Origin of the sequence: Marinobacter sp. 1-3A (genome assembly GCF_016597775.1) — a bacterium.
GTDB lineage: Bacteria > Pseudomonadota > Gammaproteobacteria > Pseudomonadales > Oleiphilaceae > Marinobacter > Marinobacter xiaoshiensis.
Map to the genome: position 1 here is coordinate 15,686 of NZ_VCGZ01000012.1, position 16,336 is coordinate 32,021.

Sequence of the window (16,336 nt, forward strand, 5' to 3'; positions counted from 1 at the left end):
CAGATTCACCGGCCAGCCAAACTTCGTTGCGGCAGTTGCCCAAAAACTGTGAAGCCAGTGCTTATAACAGCTGGTGTTCCTTAAGCATATCCACCAAAGCCGCTTCATCCATAACCTGAACGCCAAGTTGTTCGGCTTTTGTGAGTTTGGAGCCCGCGGCCTCGCCTGCCACCACACAGGAGGTTTTTTTCGACACGCTGCCAGCCACCTTCGCACCGAGGGATTCCAGCTTTGCCCGGGCCTCATCGCGAGTCAACCCGGATAAGGTGCCAGTCAGCACCCAGGTTTGCCCCTGGAGGGGCCTCTCGCCGGTGGTAATGTGTTCTTCCTGCCATTCCACACCCGCAGCGCGAAGAGCCTGGAGAGTTTCACGGTTATGTGGCTGTGCGAAAAAGCTCTTGATGTGGCCAGCGACAATTGGCCCAACATCGGGTACTGCAATGAGCGCATCTTCGCCTGCTTCTGCTATGGCTTCCAGAGTGCCGAAATGCGATGCAAGGGACTTTGCCGTTGCTTCACCCACCTCCCGAATCCCCAGCGCGTAAAGAAAGCGCCAGAGCACTGGCCGCCGGGAGCGATCAATGGCTTCAATCAGATTAGCCGCCGACTTTTCACCCATTCGCTCCAGGCGGGTCAAGTCTTTGGTAGTTAAAAGGTAGATATCTGCAACGGTCTTGACCATGTTCTGGTCAACCAGAATATCGATCCACTTATCGCCAAGCCCCTCGATATCCAGGGCTTTTCTGGAGGCAAAGTGGCGGATAGCTTCTTTTCTTTGGGCAGGACAAAACAGGCCACCAGAACAACGTGCGATTGCTTCGCCTTCAATCTGGATAACATCTGAGTCACAGACCGGACATTGTTTGGGTAGCTCAACCGACGGTGCGTGTGCCGGGCGCTTTTCCAGAACAACCTTCACAACTTTTGGAATAACGTCACCAGCTCTGCGGATAAATACCGTGTCGCCAATATGAACATCCAGACGGCGTATTTCATCCATGTTGTGGAGAGTGGCATTGCTCACCGTCACCCCCCCCACAAACACCGGTTTCAAGCGCGCAACCGGTGTAACAGCACCAGTGCGCCCTACCTGAAACTCAACATCTTCCACAACCGTCAACTCTTCCTGAGCGGGGAATTTCTGGGCAATAGCCCAGCGAGGTGCACGGGAAACAAACCCCAGGGCTTGCTGGTACTCCAAGCGGTTTACCTTGAATACGATGCCGTCTATTTCATAGGGCAGCTCACCGCGTTTTTGCAGTAGTTCTTCGTAAGCCTCCAGGCATTCCGCTGCGCCCACAGCCTTACGCATTTCAGGATTAATCCGGAATCCCCATCGCCGAACCTGCTGCAAACCCTCCCACTGTGTGTCCGGCAACAAGCTCTCATCTGTAACCGCAACACTGTATGCGCACATTTCCAGTGGCCGTCGTGCAGTGACCGTTGATTTCTTCTGCCGCAAGCTTCCGGCCGCTGCATTGCGAGGGTTTACAAAAGCTTTTTCGCCCTGGTTTTCCAGCCTCGAATTCAGCGCCTCAAAACCGGCAAGAGGCATGTAAACCTCACCTCTTACCTCCACAAGATCCGGAACATCACTGCCTCTGAGCCGCAATGGCACCGATGGGATAGTGCGAATATTAGCGGTGATATCTTCGCCGGCATAACCATCACCCCGGGTTGCCGCCCGCGTGAGGGAACCGTGTTCGTAATGCAGACTGACCGCCAGGCCATCCAGCTTGGGCTCACAAACATATTCAACGTCTTTATCTGTCCCCAACCTCTCCCGGACCCGACGGTCAAAGTCACGGAGTTCGTCTTCATTGAAAGCATTGTCGAGCGACAGCATGGGCAAGCGATGAACAACTTCCTCAAAGCTGGTTTCCGCACTGCTTCCTACCCGCTGAGTAGGCGAGTCCGCAGATTCCAGTTCCGGGTGCTCTGCCTCGAGGGCCTGAAGTTCCCGGAACAGGCGGTCATACTCTGCGTCCGGGATGCCGGGATCATCCAGCACGTAATACCGGTAATTGTGTTCATCAAGGGCAGAACGCAATTCCTCTACCCGTTTGATAGTTTCCGGTAACGGCTTGTTCATAGCTTGGTGCTCTTGGCTGTCAAAAAAATGCCCGGACAAGCCCGGGCATCGTTATTTCAATTCTGTTCCAGGCCGGCTCAGTGGCGTGGCGTTTGCTGCTTGCGCTCAAACTCACGTATGCGCTGCCGGCAATGCTCTATGGTTTGGGCTGTCATCACGCTGCGCCGCTCATCTTTAAGTTCACCACCAAGATTACGAACCACACACTGGGCGGTTTCATGCATAAAATCAAAGGCCTGAAGCGCATTGGTTGGCCCAGGCATACTCATAAAAAAGCTGATGCCGGGCGTTGTCATGGCCGCCACGTCATTCGGTTTGAACGTGCCCGGCTCTACGGCGTTTGCGACGCTGAATTGAACGGGGCTGGTGGTATCTTCTGCCTCATGCCGATGATAAATTTCCATATCTCCGTGAGCCAGGCCGCATGCTTCAAACAATTTCTGCAAAGCGCTTCCGCTGAATTCTTCCCCCTGACGAGCAAGCACGTTAATAACGATAACCTCACGGGCTTCCGGGCGATTGGCTCCTGCCAAAGGCTGATCTGTACCGGTTGTTTTCTGCGGTTCTCGACGGGCGGTATCTTCTTCAACATCAATAACCGGACTATCAGCAGGCTCGGAAACAGGCAAATCTTCCTCTGATGCCCCCCAACCGGTATCAGCAGTTACATCATCCAGTTCAGCAGACGACAACCTGACTTCATCGTGGCTTTCATCTGTGTTTTCCAGTTCCCAGTCATCTACATTATCTTCGAGGGACTTATGCTCCCATGAAGTGTCATCAGATGAAAACTCAGTTTCCGCAAAAGTTTCCCGAACAGGTCGTGTTGGCTTCTGTTGCTTTGTCTGAAAGCGCGATGGTTTTTCACGTCGCACGTAGCCACGTTCTTCCAAAGTATCTTTTGAAATCGCCCTCGCCCCACCGTTGGGAAGCTCAGGATTATGGAAGTCATCCAGCGGTGACTCTTTCAGGTCATCAACACCCATACCGGATGAAATCGCAATAGATTCTTTGCGGGCTCGACGCATTCGCCTTAATCCGTCGATAACAATGGCGATGATAACCAAGGTGCCGATGGCAATTAACCATTCCCTAAGTGACATAGTGCTGCTGTCCTGTTTGCAGATCAGATCCGGGGGCGAATAAAGGGCCCCGGTTGATACTCTAAAAAAAGCCTGTAATGAATACAACGCAAAGCCGCATCACATGGCCTTTTTGTCATTCTTGGCGGTTTTCTGGTCAACACGTTTTCAGGCTTCAGCCAGTGCGGCCGCCTCTTCCACATCTACAGTAACCAGGCGAGAACAGCCGGGTTCATGCATGGTAACCCCCATCAGCTGGTCCGCCATTTCCATAGCAATCTTGTTATGGGTTATGTATATAAATTGTACCTGTTTTGACATTTCCTTGACCAGGTTCGCATAACGCCCAACGTTTGCATCATCCAGGGGGGCGTCAACTTCATCCAACATACAGAATGGCGCCGGGTTAAGCTGAAAAATCGAGAATACCAACGCAATGGCCGTGAGCGCCTTCTCTCCACCTGAAAGCAAGTGGATGGTGCTGTTTTTCTTGCCTGGCGGGCGCGCCATGATCGCCACTCCCGTTTCCAGGAGGTCTTCACCTGTCAGTTCCAGATAAGCGTTGCCACCACCAAATACCTTCGGGAACAATGCCTGGAGGCCTGCATTCACTTGATCAAACGTTTCCTTGAAGCGCTGACGGGTTTCCCGATCGATTTTGCGAATCGCAGTATCGAGAATATCCAGTGCTTCGGTCAGATCGTCATGCTGGCTGTCGAGGTAGGTCTTACGCTCGCTCTGCACCTGATACTCATCAATCGCCGCAAGGTTAATGGCACCAAGCCGCTGAATACGATTACCAATTTTTTCCAGCTCTTCTGCCCATTCATCCTGGGTGGCGCCTTCCGGCAGTTGCGGCAATATTTCCTGCAACTTCACATCCAGCTCTTCAAGCTGCTCTATGTGATTACCCGCCCGGATCTCGAGAGCCTGAGATTCCATTTTCAGCTTTTCCAACCTGCTACGAACGTCCTGCACCCGGTGATCGGTGCCACTTCTGCCCTGCTCTTTTACCCGTACTTCGCGATCGATTTCTTCCAAGGCATCACGGGCCGCTCCAAGCTTTTCCTCTTCCGCAAGCCGTCGATCCAGCAGCCCTTCAAGCTGCATTTGCAGATCTTCCACGGGTTCTTCCGCGCTTTCCCGGGACTCTCTGAGCATTTCAAGCCGTTCTTCCAACCGTTCTTTCTGCAGCTGCATGCGGTCTATCGTCTGGCTCAATCCATCCCGCTGGCTGCTCAGGGTTTGCAGTTGTAATTGCAACTGATGGGCATGATCACGATCATGACGGGCTTCCTGGCGCAGTCCATCAAGCTTTTCTCTGAGCAAGTCGCGCTGCTCGAGAAGGCGTTCTTTTTCGTCATCACCGTCTTCGGCCTGCTCTAGCGCCTGCTGCCATTCTTCACGGGCAATGCCGAGATTTTCCTGCTGGCCTTCGAGGTTCAGCGCCACATCCGACGCATCCTCCTGAATTCGTGCAAGCCGAGCATCAATCTGCTCCGCACGGGCACGAAGACCACTGATTCTGGACACGACCAGGCTGAGCTCACGATCAGTTTCGCTTAGCTGCGCCTGAGCATCGTCTCTTGCAGCTTCTGCCCGCTCTGTCCGCTCCTGTAGCGCTTCATATCGAGCAAGCACCTCTTCCAAGGAGTGCTCTGCCTGAGCCAGTTGCTCCGTCAGCTCGTCAACTTTCTTTTGCCGCTCGATAACGCCAATCTGACTGACATCAGAATCAGGCATCAACACCCAATCCTTCGCCACCCACACACCTTCACGGGTAATGATGCTGCGCCCTTCAGCCAGCTCCAACCTCTGCGACAAGGCCTCCTCAAGAGTGTCGGCAACGTGGATGTCCGCCAGCATGACGGTTACCGCAGAGACCCCTTTCGCTTTAGCTGCAAGGCTATAAACGGGTGCATTGCCCCCAGTACCTGCCTCGATTAAAGCAAGGCCTTTTGGCGCACTCTGCAAGGCCGTTGAAACAGGCTTGATCTCTGGTACCAAAAGCCCCTGACTCAGGCGACCAATGGCCTGCTCTACCGCAAACTCCCAGCCATCATCTATTCGCAGCTCGGCCGCAACACGTGGCAGATCACTAAGCCTGTGCTCTGCCAGCCACGCCTGCAGCGTATCATTCTGCCCGCCCATTTGCTCATCCAGGAGCGACTGCTGGGATTCAAGTGCAGCCTGCAAACTTTGAACCCGCTGCCGGACTTCTGTCAGGCTTTGCTCAGTATCGCGCTGAGCCTGCCGGGCATGCTGCAACTCATCCTGTTCCGCCTCAATGCGCTCTGTCATTTCCTCCCGCTGCAGCGCCAGTGCTTCCTGCTGCTCCTGGAATTCCTGGAGTTCATCCCGATCAATCTGGCCGTCCAGCTGCGCCTGCTCTTCCTGAAGTTTGCGCTGACGGGCAAGAAGTTGATCTATAGCTTCCTCAAGGGATTTGATGCGTGACTGGGCAAGCTCTGCCTCACGGCGAGCATCGGCAGACCGTGAGCTGAACTCCTCCCATCGCTGCTGCCATTCGCTCATGGCATCTTCCGCCAGTTGAAGCTTCTCTCCCGATTCCTCCGAACGGATAGCGAGGGCTTCCTGCTCAGGCTCAATCATTTCCAGCTCTTCGCGGATAGCAGACAGTTTGTCTTCGTCCTGGCTCAGCTCGCGAGTGAGCTCACGCTGGTTGGCCATGGCCTGATCCAGTTCCATTGCTGTCTGCCGGCTGCGCTCCCGCTGATGTTCAAGGCTCTGCTCAATGCGGGCAATATCGGCGCCAGCCTCGTAATAGCGAGCCTGAGCACGATTAAAATGCTCTGTGCGCTCGTGGTGGCTGTCACGAAGGGACTCAAGGGACGTTTCAAGGTTGATGCGTTCAGTAAGCTGCTTTTCAAGCTCCAGCTCTGTGTCGCGGATTTTGCTACGCCAGGATTGAAGATCATTATCGAGGGCTTGCCAGCGCAGAACCGTAAGTTCGGCTTTTTTCTGGCGCTCCTCCTGCTTGTAGACTTTGTATTTTTCTGCAGCGGCAGCTTGTCGCTCAAGGTGCTGTAACTGCCGGCCCAGCTCTTCACGAAGATCGGTGAGGCGCTCAAGGTTTTCCTGGGTGCGCCGCATTCTGTTTTCCGTTTCGCGGCGCCGCTCCTTGTATTTTGAAATGCCTGCAGCTTCCTCGATATAAACTCGAAGCTCTTCCGGCTTGGCTTCAATCAGCCGTGAAATCATACCTTGTTCAATGATGGCATAGCTTCGAGGACCAAGGCCGGTGCCAAGGAACAGATCAGTAATATCGCGGCGTCGACATTTCGTGCCGTTCAGGAAATACTCAGACTGGCCTTCCCGGGACACTCTGCGCCGAACGGAAATCTCGTTAAAGCGCGCAAATTCGCCAGGTGCAGAGCCATCTGTGTTATCGAATACCAGTTCGATAGACGCCTGCCCAACCGGTTTACGGGAGCTGGAGCCATTAAAGATAACGTCAGTCATGGATTCGCCACGGAGGTACTTGGCGGAGCTCTCCCCCATTACCCACCGAACGGCGTCAATAATATTGGATTTACCACAGCCATTAGGCCCGACTACTGCAGTCAGGTTGGTAGGGAAAGGTACGGTAGTGGGATCAACGAATGACTTGAATCCCGCAAGCTTGATGGACTTCAGGCGCATGTCACGCGCTCTCCTCCTCCATGAGAATACTCAGGACCTGTTGGCGCTGGTGCTCGCCAAATGCCTGTATTGCAGACTCTAAACGGTCTGCATCACCACTCAGCGCGGCCTCGCCAAGCTGTTGAAAAAAGACGGCGGTTTGCCCTATCCCGCCCCGAAAGTTCTCAAGTGCAACAAAATAGGTGCGACTGATTGCCGGCCGAAAGTTCTCCAGAGTTTCTTCCAGAAACGGATTCTCTACCAGTCTGTAGGCATAAAGCATGACCTCAAAGCCCGCTTCAATCACCTTTTCCGCGGCATCTGGTCCTGTCGAGTTAACAGCTCGCGCTATGGCCTCAACCTCTCGCACCCGCCCCAGAATGCCACCCAACTCAGCGTTACCTGTCCAGCGTTCAACAAGTTTGCGCCCGAGCATGCAGAGCAGGTTAATGTAAATATCATAAAGGTTGTTGACACTGGACACTGTCAGGCTGGAGACGACTGCACCACGGCGTGGAAATATCTCAACCAGGTGCCTTCGCTCAAGAATCAACAAGGCTTCGCGCACAGACCCCCTACTGACGCTAAGATCGCTGGCAACCTTCAGCTCCTGAATGCGGCTACCAGGCTTCAGATCCCGTGTAACAATCCGTTGCCCTAAATGCTGGGCGATCTGTTCGGAAAGACTCTCTGGGGCCTGAAACGTCATACGAAATGGTGCTCACTTCTGAAAATGGGGCGTTCTTAAGCACGTGAGTTTACCACAGGGATTCTACATCCCCACCCCTCTTGAACAGGCATTTTATTCAGGCATGCGCTAGTGCAGGAAGAGGCTTGCCGTATTTTTGACGCTTCGCTATACCTCCACAAACCCAGCAACCAAACTGGCTTAAAGTTATCTCTTACGCCATTGTTTATAATGTATAAAAAACACTTGGGCACGAACAGTGCTTTAACCACCCCAAAGCATTGATACTCTTTGCCAGCGAGTGAGCCCAAGTGAAATACACACCGTCGATAAAACGAACCACCACGCAGCCCATAGACCTGGCTGCAATCAGGCAGGCGTTCCAGGGATGGTCAAACAGCCCCGATCCGCTCACAAAGCTGACGCGCCGTCTCTCTACCACTCTATCCCTGGAGACTCAGTTGGCAATTCTGGCCGAGGAGCTGGACAGTGTTATCCCGTTCGACGCCCTGAGCTATCGCCATAAAATCGCTCACCGTGACTTTGTGTTTGCCACTGGTATGGGTGGCCCGCACAGGTGCGAATATCGCCTTAATCTGGAAGGTGTATTTTATGGCACTCTGACGTTGAACCGCCGTAAGAAATTTTCAGATGATGAGCTTCAAGCCATCGAGATGATAATCAGTGCCGCTATATTTCCGCTTCGCAATGCCTGCCAATATATTGCAATCGAGCAAGCAGCCCTGACAGATGCACTCACATCAATTCCCAACAAGCGCGCGCTTGACGAACACCTTCAGCGTGCAAGCTTGCTATCCGACCGACATGGCGAAGAATACACGCTGATTCTTTGCGATCTGGATCATTTCAAAGCTGTAAACGACCAGCATGGCCACGTAGTTGGCGATCATCTGTTGAAACTGACTGCAGAAGCAATTGAAAACGCCATCAGAAACTCAGACAGCGTTTACCGGTTTGGTGGTGAAGAGTTTGCGATTTTGTTACCACACACAGGTGAGCAGGAAGCGCGAGATGTTGCCGACCGTGTACGAACGGCTGTCGCCAACATCACGATAGATTGTGGCGGCACAGATCTATCCGTAACCATCAGCTGCGGTGTAGCAAGACACCTGGCCGAAGAAGGCGCAAGCCAGTGGATAGCCCGCGCGGATGAAGCGCTTTACAGGGCGAAAGCCCAGGGCCGGAACTGTACCAGAGTGTTTGCAACCATTGGCTGAATAGTCTGGGCCGTGAGGCAACCAGACTATTCGACTTCAGGTCTTATTTGTCGGAATGGGATTTACGAGGTCTGCCAGTCCCTCTTTGCGGCTTTCCGGCACCGCCACGGGCCTTATCAGAGCCACCGCTGCGCGCAGGCTTGGTATCACTGACATCCCAGCGCCGAGTTCCGGGCTTCTTGCCACCGCCCCCAGGGCTTTTTCTTCTCTGCCGCTCATGCGCTGCCTGCTCATCCGGAGTTTTCTGAGGTATATCGACCGAGGCAAGCCCAACTGTCTTACTAAGGGTATCAACTGCCTTCTGGTCCAGCTCCTCCCACTTTCCGAGCGTTAGTCGGCTAGGCAGGAAAACAGGGCCATAGCGCACCCGCTTAAGCCGGCTTACCCGCACCCCCTGGGACTCCCATAAACGACGAACCTCACGGTTGCGACCTTCAAGAAGTGTAACGTGGAACCAGCGGTTTATCCCGCTTCCACCTGCCTGGCTGATATCGCTGAACTTTGCCATACCATCTTCGAGCAAAACGCCCGCCATCAGGCGCGCTATCATGTCGTCATCAACCTCACCGAACACCCTGACAGCGTATTCCCGATCAATCTGGCTAGAGGGGTGCATAAGGCGATTGGCCAACTCACCATCTGTGGTGAACAGCACCAGACCTGTGGTGTTGATATCCAAACGACCAATAGATATCCAGCGGTTATCCTTCAGCCTTGGCAGACGGTCAAAAACCGTTGGCCGCCCCTCAGGGTCCTTGCGGGTAGTTACCTCGCCCTCAGGCTTGTTATAAATAAGAACCCGGCGCACCGTAACAGCCGCTGCTGCAACATCCAGTCGTTTTCCATCCAGCTCAAAGCTATCACTTACTGTAGCTTTCTGGCCCGGCACTGCAGGCTCGCCATTCACAATAAGCCGCCCGGATTCCATCCAGCCTTCTATTTCGCGGCGTGAGCCCACACCAGCTCGAGCCAGCAGCTTTTGAATCCGCTCTGGCTCTTCATTAATAGCCGTATCTGCGGCCGGTTTTGCTTTTCTTCCGGGGCGTTCTGACGCCATGAACTTAATCCTTAATCGCTGACTGATACCCGAATGGTATCAGTGAAATGTCTGGTCTGGCGGGTTATCGCCAGCGGGCTGGGTTGATGTTGCATCAAACTCGATCTCAGCCTGTATATTCTTTTCAATTTCCCGTCCGATTTCTTCCAGATCCCGGATTTCAGACAAAGGTGGCAATTCACCCAGGCCGGAAAGATTGAAATAGTCGAGAAATTGACGGGTTGTCGCATACATGGCCGGTCGACCAGGAACATCCCGATGCCCAACAATACGGACCCACTCTCGCTCAAGTAAGGTACGAATGATATTGCTGCTTACCGCAACACCGCGGATATCTTCAATCTCACCGCGAGTTATTGGCTGGCGATAGGCAATCAGGGCGAGAGTTTCCAATAACGCACGGGAGTAGCGCTGGGGTTTCTCCTCAAAAAGGCGACTGACCCAAGGCGCGAATTCCTCACGAATCTGCAGGCGATAGCCGCTGGCGACCTTGCGCAGTTCGAAACCGCGGCCTTCACAGGCATTGCCCAAGAGCATCATAACGTGCTCCATAACCTGCCGGGCCGGACGCTCATCCTCTGCGAACAGCTCTCGTAGCTGGTCCAGAGTCAGAGGTTTGCCCGCGGCAAGCAACGCTGCCTCGGCTATCGCCTGAATTCTAGCGAGGTTTTCTTCATTCATGATGGCTATCCGTCTTCTCTGTACCGCTTTCCACTACGATACCTTCTAGCGTGCCGCTCGCGCCCGCACGTGAATCTGGCCCAGCACTTCTGCCTGAACCACTTCAATCAATTGCTCCTTCACCAGCTCCAGGGTTGCCAGAAATGTCACTACCACGCCTAACCGCCCTTCTTCGATGGTAAACAGGCTCTGGAAGGTAACAAACTGATCATCCCGCAACACCGACAAGATAGCCGACATTCGCTCGCGGGTGGACAGCCTTTCCCGTTCAACATGGTGACTGGTAAAAAGATCGGCCCGATTCAGCACTCCCTGCAAGGCAAGAAGCAGATCTCGCATATCAACATCCGGATGCGCCTGACTTGAGGGAAGCTTCGGCAAGGAGGCAGACACAGGAAACGTGTCGCGCTCCATGCGAGGCAAAGTATCAATATCTTCAGCCGCTTTTTTGAAACGCTCGTATTGTTGCAGTCGGCGAATGAGCTCCGCTCGGGGATCCAGTTCGTCGTCTTCCTCGGCCTCGTGCCGTGGTAACAGCATGCGGGACTTGATCTCCGCAAGCGTTGCCGCCATCACAAGATACTCTGCCGCCAGCTCGAAGCGCATGGCGTCAACGGCGCCAATATATTCCATGTACTGCCGGGTTATCTCGCTTACGTCTATGTCCAGAATGTCCATATTCTGGCGCCGTATGAGATAGAGCAATAGATCAAGAGGGCCTTCAAAAGCCTCAAGAAATACCGCAAGGGCATCCGGCGGGATATACAGATCACTGGGAAGGTCAACAACCTCCTTCCCCGATACCCGCGCTAATGGAGCCTGATCTGGCTTAGCGATAGCTCAATCCCATAGCTGCCCGGACTTCGTCCAGCGTGTCTCTTGCAGCGTCGCGCGCGTGCTCACGCCCTTCCTGCAAAATGGAGTGCACAAGATCAGGGCTGCTTTCGTATTCAAGGGCTCGCTCGCGTATGGGGCGCTGCTCTTCGACAATCGCATCAATCAGTGGCTTTTTGCAGTCCAGGCACCCTATGCCGGCACTGCGACAGCCCGTTTGAACCCACTCTTTGGTGGCTTCATCGGAATACACTTTGTGCAGGCCCCAAACCGGGCATTTTTCAGGTTCGCCCGGGTCAGTGCGACGCACTCGCTGGGGGTCGGTCTGCATGGTACGGATTTTCTGTGCCACGGTATCCGGATCTTCCCGCAGCCCAATGTAGTTGTTATAGGATTTGGACATTTTTTGGCCGTCGAGCCCCGGCATTTTCGAATCCGGTGTTAAAAGCGGCTGCGGCTCAGGCAATATGATCTTTCCGCCACCTTCGATAAAACCGTAAAGGCGCTCACGATCACCAAGGGAGATATTCTGCTGCTCCATGAGTAATGCACGGGCAGTTTCGAGAGCCTCCATGTCGCCCTCTTCCTGATACCGTTTCTTGAGGGTTCGGTAGAGCTTGGCGTTTTTCTTACCCATCTTCACGATGGCCGACTCGGCCTGGTCTTCAAAACCGGGTTCGCGGCCATAAAGATGATTAAACCGACGTGCAACTTCGCGGGTGATTTCCACATGGGACACCTGATCTGCACCTACAGGCACCTTGCCTGCGCGGTACATCAGAATGTCGGCGGTCTGCAGCAGCGGGTATCCCAGGAAACCATAGGTTGCCAGGTCTTTTTCCCGCAGCTTTTCCTGCTGATCCTTGTAGGTGGGAATACGCTCCAACCAGCCCAGCGGGGTAATCATGGACAACAGCAGGTGCAGTTCTGCGTGTTCAGGCACCTGAGACTGGATGAACATGGTGGATGAGCCGGGGTTTACCCCTGCCGCTAACCAGTCAACCACCATATCCCACACGCTTTGCTCTATGCCGGATGGATCATCGTATTGCGTTGTCAGGGCGTGCCAGTCGGCGATAAAGAAGAAGCACTCAAATTCGTGCTGGAGTTTCACCCAGTTTTTCAGAACACCATGGTAATGACCTAGATGAAGCTTGCCGGTCGGACGCATACCGGACAAAACCCGTTGCTGGGACTCTACTGAACTCAAAGCACAAACTCCTTCTTTTGAATGGGATTCGCCCATACTAGATCAGACGACCCGGCATTATAAATAAAAAACCCCCGCTCTGCAGAACAGAAACGGGGGTTTTCATGAAAGAAACCAACTTACCAGCCAGTTACTTCCTTCAGAGCCTTACCAATATCGGCCAAACTGCGCACAGTTTTCACACCGGCATCGTTCAAAGCCGCGAATTTCTCGTCTGCTGTGCCCTTACCACCAGAGATGATGGCACCGGCGTGGCCCATACGCTTGCCCGGAGGTGCTGTAACACCGGCAATGTAGGCAACCACTGGCTTAGTGACGTTTTCCTTGATGAAGGCAGCCGCTTCTTCTTCAGCAGTACCGCCAATTTCACCAATCATCACAATCGCTTCAGTCTGCGGGTCATTCTGCAGCAGTGCGAGGATATCGATGAAGTTGGAGCCTGGAATCGGGTCGCCACCAATGCCTACGCAGGTAGACTGGCCGTAGCCGAAGTCTGTGGTCTGCTTGACCGCTTCGTAAGTCAGGGTGCCGGAACGGGATACAATACCCACCTTGCCTGGCTTGTGAATATGGCCTGGCATAATACCGATCTTGCACTCACCCGGGGTGATAACACCTGGGCAGTTAGGACCGATCATGCGAACGCCTTTACGATCAACGTATTCTTTGGCGTAGAGCATGTCGATGGTCGGAATGCCTTCTGTGATGCAAACAATCAGCTCAATACCGGCATCTGCCGCTTCAATGATCGCATCCTTACAGAACGGAGCAGGAACGTAGATCACGGTAGCTTCGGCTCCGGTTTTTTCTACTGCTTCGCGAACAGTATTGAATACTGGCAAGCCCAAGTGCTCAGTACCGCCCTTACCCGGGCTAACGCCACCAACCATTTTGGTGCCGTACTCGATAGCCTGTTCAGAGTGAAAGGTACCCTGTGCGCCAGTAAAGCCCTGGCAGATAACCTTGGTGTCTTTATTGATCAGGATGCTCATTATTTACCCCCTGCGGCTTTAACAACTTGCTCTGCAGCATCCGCCAGACTGGTGGCGGCGATAATGTTCAGGCCACTTTCGGCAAGTACCTTGGTGCCTTTTTCAGCGTTGTTGCCTTCAAGGCGCACAACCACAGGAACCTTGACGCCCACTTCCTTGACCGCACCAATAATGCCTTCAGCGATCATGTCACAACGGACAATACCACCGAAAATGTTTACCAGAACGGCTTGTACTGCGTCGTCAGACAAGATGATCTTGAACGCTTCGGTAACGCGCTCTTTGGTTGCACCGCCGCCAACGTCAAGGAAGTTTGCCGGCTCACCACCAGACAATTTGATGATATCCATGGTGCCCATCGCCAGGCCCGCACCGTTAACCATGCAGCCGATGTTTCCATCCAGTGCTACATAGTTGAGCTCCCACTTAGCTGCTTCGGCTTCACGGGGATCTTCCTGGGAAGGATCGTGCATTTCCTGAATCTTTTTCTGGCGGTACAGTGCGTTGCCGTCAACACCAATCTTGGCATCCAGACAGTGCAAGTCACCGGCTGGAGTGATAACCAGCGGGTTGATTTCCAGAAGAGCCAGGTCACGGTCTTCAAACAATTTCGCCAGACCCATGAAAATCTTGGTGAACTGACCGATTTGCTTGCCTTCAAGCCCAAGTTTGAATGCCAACTCGCGGCCCTGGAATGGCTGTGCTCCAACCAGTGGATCGATCTCAGCTCTCAGGATTTTTTCCGGCGTTTCCTCTGCAACCGTCTCAATCTCGACTCCACCTTCAGTGGACGCCATGAACACAATACGACGGGATGCGCGATCGACAACCGCGCCCAGATAAAGCTCCTGATCAATATCAGTCAGGGATTCAACCAGAATTTTGCTGACTGGCTGGCCGTTTTCGTCTGTCTGGTAGGTTACCAGGTTCTTACCCAGCCACTTTTCAGCAAACTCGCGAATTTCGTCTTTGCTCTTGACCAGCTTTACGCCGCCAGCCTTACCACGGCCACCCGCGTGAACCTGGGCTTTGACCACCCACGCATTGCCGCCAATTTCATCTGCGGCTGCAACCGCATCTTTCGGAGTATCACAGGCAATGCCTTGGGATACGGGCAGGCCATATTCAGCGAAAAGCTGCTTGCCCTGATATTCATGCAAATTCATAGTTAGTGTCCCGCTTTTTGATGGAGGATAACCACGTACGGAAGTGAACTCGCCACTCCCCACAGGAGGAGCCTTAAACGCGAATTCTGTTCGATGAGCAGGGGATCACCTCAGCTCACCACGATCGCAAACGGAAATCTGTCTTTTTATAATAAAGGGGCGCCATTACGGACGCCCCTCCTTCCTGTTTTGCGTTACTTCTTTTTGCGACGGTTCGCGATGTGAATCGCACCACCGTTGACTGCCAGAGCTGCCTCATGCACAGACTCGGAAAGAGTCGGATGTGCAAAACAGGTCAGCGCCAGATCTTCTGCACTGGAACCGAATTCCATGGCGATAACGCCCTGGGCAACAATTTCAGATGCCTGTGGCCCCACAACGTGGAAACCAAGAATTCGATCAGTTTTCTCGTCGGCGATAATCTTCACCATACCAGAGGCGGCGTTTGCAGCCATTGCACGACCGTTCGCTGCAAATGGGAAAGTACCAACCTTGTAGGCTTCACCTTCAGTCTTGAGCTGCTCTTCCGTTTTACCAACCCAGGCCACTTCCGGCGAGGTGTAGATAACGTTAGGAATGCAGTCGTAATTTACCTGGGGCTTTTGACCAGCGATGCGCTCCGCAACCATTACACCCTCTTCCGAGGCTTTGTGTGCCAGCATCGGGCCGCGCACTACATCACCTACAGCCCAAACACCCGGCGCTTCGGTTTTGCACTTTTCATCAACAAAGATGAAGCCGCGCTCATCCATGTTTACGCCGGAATCTGCTGCCAGCAGATTGTCTGTAAAGGGTCGACGGCCAACGGCAACAATCAACTTGTCAACCTTCAGTTCCTGCTTACCCTTGCTGTCTTCGTAGCTCACGTTAACCAGCTTGCGCTTGACCTCGGCGCCGGTTACACGGCCACCCATGACGATATTCAGGCCCTGCTTGCGGAACTGTTTCAGCGCATCTTTTGCAATCTGCTGATCAACCGCTGGCAGGAAGGTGTCTTGAGCTTCCAGAACAGTGACTTCGGAGCCCAGACGTGCCCAAACGCTGCCCAACTCAAGCCCGATAACGCCAGCACCGATAATGCCCAAACGTTTTGGAACTTCATCGAACTCCAGGGCACCTTCAGAATCCACGATATACCCTTCCGTCATTGGAGCCGGTGGTATCTCGATGGGCTTGGAGCCGGTAGCAATAATAACGTTCTCAGCTTCGTAGGTTTTTGTCTTGCCGTCGCTATCCGTGACTTCGACCTGACGATTGGCCAGAAGCTTGCCGTGACCATGGATAGAGGTCACTCCGTTAGCCTTGAACAGCCCGGCGATACCGCCTGTTAGCTGCTTAACAATGCCGCTCTTGCGCTCCATCATCTTGGTGACGTCAATTTTGACATCTTTAGCGATGATGCCCTGCATTTCGTAGTCGTGGCTCGCTTCCTCAAACTTGTGAGAAATCTCAAGCAATGCCTTGGATGGAATACAACCTACGTTAAGGCAGGTTCCACCAAGCACCTGGCTCTTGCCATCACTGGAACTCCACGACTCTACACATGCGGTTTTGAGGCCTAGCTGAGCCGCTTTAATGGCAGCAACATAGCCACCAGGGCCCGCGCCAATAACAATTACGTCGTACTTATCAGACATAGTTAATCCTGTTTTCC

The 16,336-nt window shown here is 53.5% G+C and carries 12 protein-coding genes; 1 reads left to right on the forward strand and 11 read right to left on the reverse strand.

From position 1 onward, the window contains the following. Window positions 1-61: 61 nt before the first annotated feature. From ligA to FE848_RS16495, 4 genes are all read right to left on the reverse strand, one after another. The gene (ligA, locus tag FE848_RS16480) at window positions 62-2,092 is read right to left on the reverse strand and encodes an NAD-dependent DNA ligase LigA (protein ID WP_200204946.1); all 2,031 of its coding nucleotides are present in this window, start codon (window positions 2,090-2,092) and stop codon (window positions 62-64) included. A 77-nt stretch (window positions 2,093-2,169) separates the two neighbouring features. Next, complete coding sequence (zipA, locus tag FE848_RS16485) at window positions 2,170-3,195, reverse strand: cell division protein ZipA (protein ID WP_200204947.1); 1,026 nt, start codon at window positions 3,193-3,195, stop codon at window positions 2,170-2,172. Between the two features lie 147 nt (window positions 3,196-3,342). Next, on the reverse strand, window positions 3,343-6,837 hold the full coding sequence (gene smc / locus FE848_RS16490; protein ID WP_200204948.1) for a chromosome segregation protein SMC: 3,495 nt from the start codon (window positions 6,835-6,837) through the stop codon (window positions 3,343-3,345). A 1-nt stretch (window position 6,838) separates the two neighbouring features. Then, window positions 6,839-7,525, reverse strand: coding sequence for a GntR family transcriptional regulator (locus tag FE848_RS16495; protein WP_200204949.1), 687 nt, complete (start codon window positions 7,523-7,525; stop codon window positions 6,839-6,841). A gap of 290 nt (window positions 7,526-7,815) precedes the next feature. On the opposite strand from FE848_RS16495, the gene FE848_RS18930 reads away from it, so the two are divergent. Beyond that, complete coding sequence (locus tag FE848_RS18930; protein ID WP_200204950.1) at window positions 7,816-8,742, forward strand: GGDEF domain-containing protein; 927 nt, start codon at window positions 7,816-7,818, stop codon at window positions 8,740-8,742. A gap of 43 nt (window positions 8,743-8,785) precedes the next feature. Here the strand turns inward: FE848_RS18930 and rluB are convergent, their stop codons facing one another. The 7 genes from rluB to lpdA all read right to left on the reverse strand — a co-directional run bounded on the left by rluB (window position 8,786) and on the right by lpdA (window position 16,319). Further along, complete coding sequence (gene rluB, locus FE848_RS16505) at window positions 8,786-9,799, reverse strand: 23S rRNA pseudouridine(2605) synthase RluB (RefSeq protein ID WP_200204951.1); 1,014 nt, start codon at window positions 9,797-9,799, stop codon at window positions 8,786-8,788. Window positions 9,800-9,838: 39 nt separating this feature from the next. Next, window positions 9,839-10,480, reverse strand: coding sequence for an SMC-Scp complex subunit ScpB (gene scpB / locus FE848_RS16510; RefSeq protein WP_200204952.1), 642 nt, complete (start codon window positions 10,478-10,480; stop codon window positions 9,839-9,841). A 45-nt stretch (window positions 10,481-10,525) separates the two neighbouring features. Then, a complete protein-coding gene (locus FE848_RS16515) occupies window positions 10,526-11,317 on the reverse strand; it encodes a segregation and condensation protein A (RefSeq protein WP_200205024.1) in 792 nt (263 codons plus the stop codon). Continuing rightward, a complete protein-coding gene (locus FE848_RS16520; protein WP_200204953.1) occupies window positions 11,310-12,524 on the reverse strand; it encodes a tryptophan--tRNA ligase in 1,215 nt (404 codons plus the stop codon). The genes FE848_RS16515 and FE848_RS16520 overlap by 8 nt, the downstream gene beginning before the upstream one ends. A gap of 119 nt (window positions 12,525-12,643) precedes the next feature. Beyond that, window positions 12,644-13,516, reverse strand: coding sequence for a succinate--CoA ligase subunit alpha (gene sucD, locus FE848_RS16525; RefSeq protein ID WP_200204954.1), 873 nt, complete (start codon window positions 13,514-13,516; stop codon window positions 12,644-12,646). Beyond that, window positions 13,516-14,682: an ADP-forming succinate--CoA ligase subunit beta gene (sucC, locus tag FE848_RS16530; protein WP_200204955.1), complete on the reverse strand. Its 1,167-nt coding sequence runs from the start codon at window positions 14,680-14,682 to the stop codon at window positions 13,516-13,518. Before sucC ends, sucD begins: the two co-directional genes overlap by 1 nt. Before the next feature lie 194 nt (window positions 14,683-14,876). Next, window positions 14,877-16,319 carry a dihydrolipoyl dehydrogenase gene (gene lpdA, locus FE848_RS16535; protein ID WP_200204956.1) on the reverse strand — a complete coding sequence of 481 codons (1,443 nt, stop codon included), beginning with the start codon at window positions 16,317-16,319 and terminating at the stop codon, window positions 14,877-14,879. Window positions 16,320-16,336: the final 17 nt, after the last annotated feature.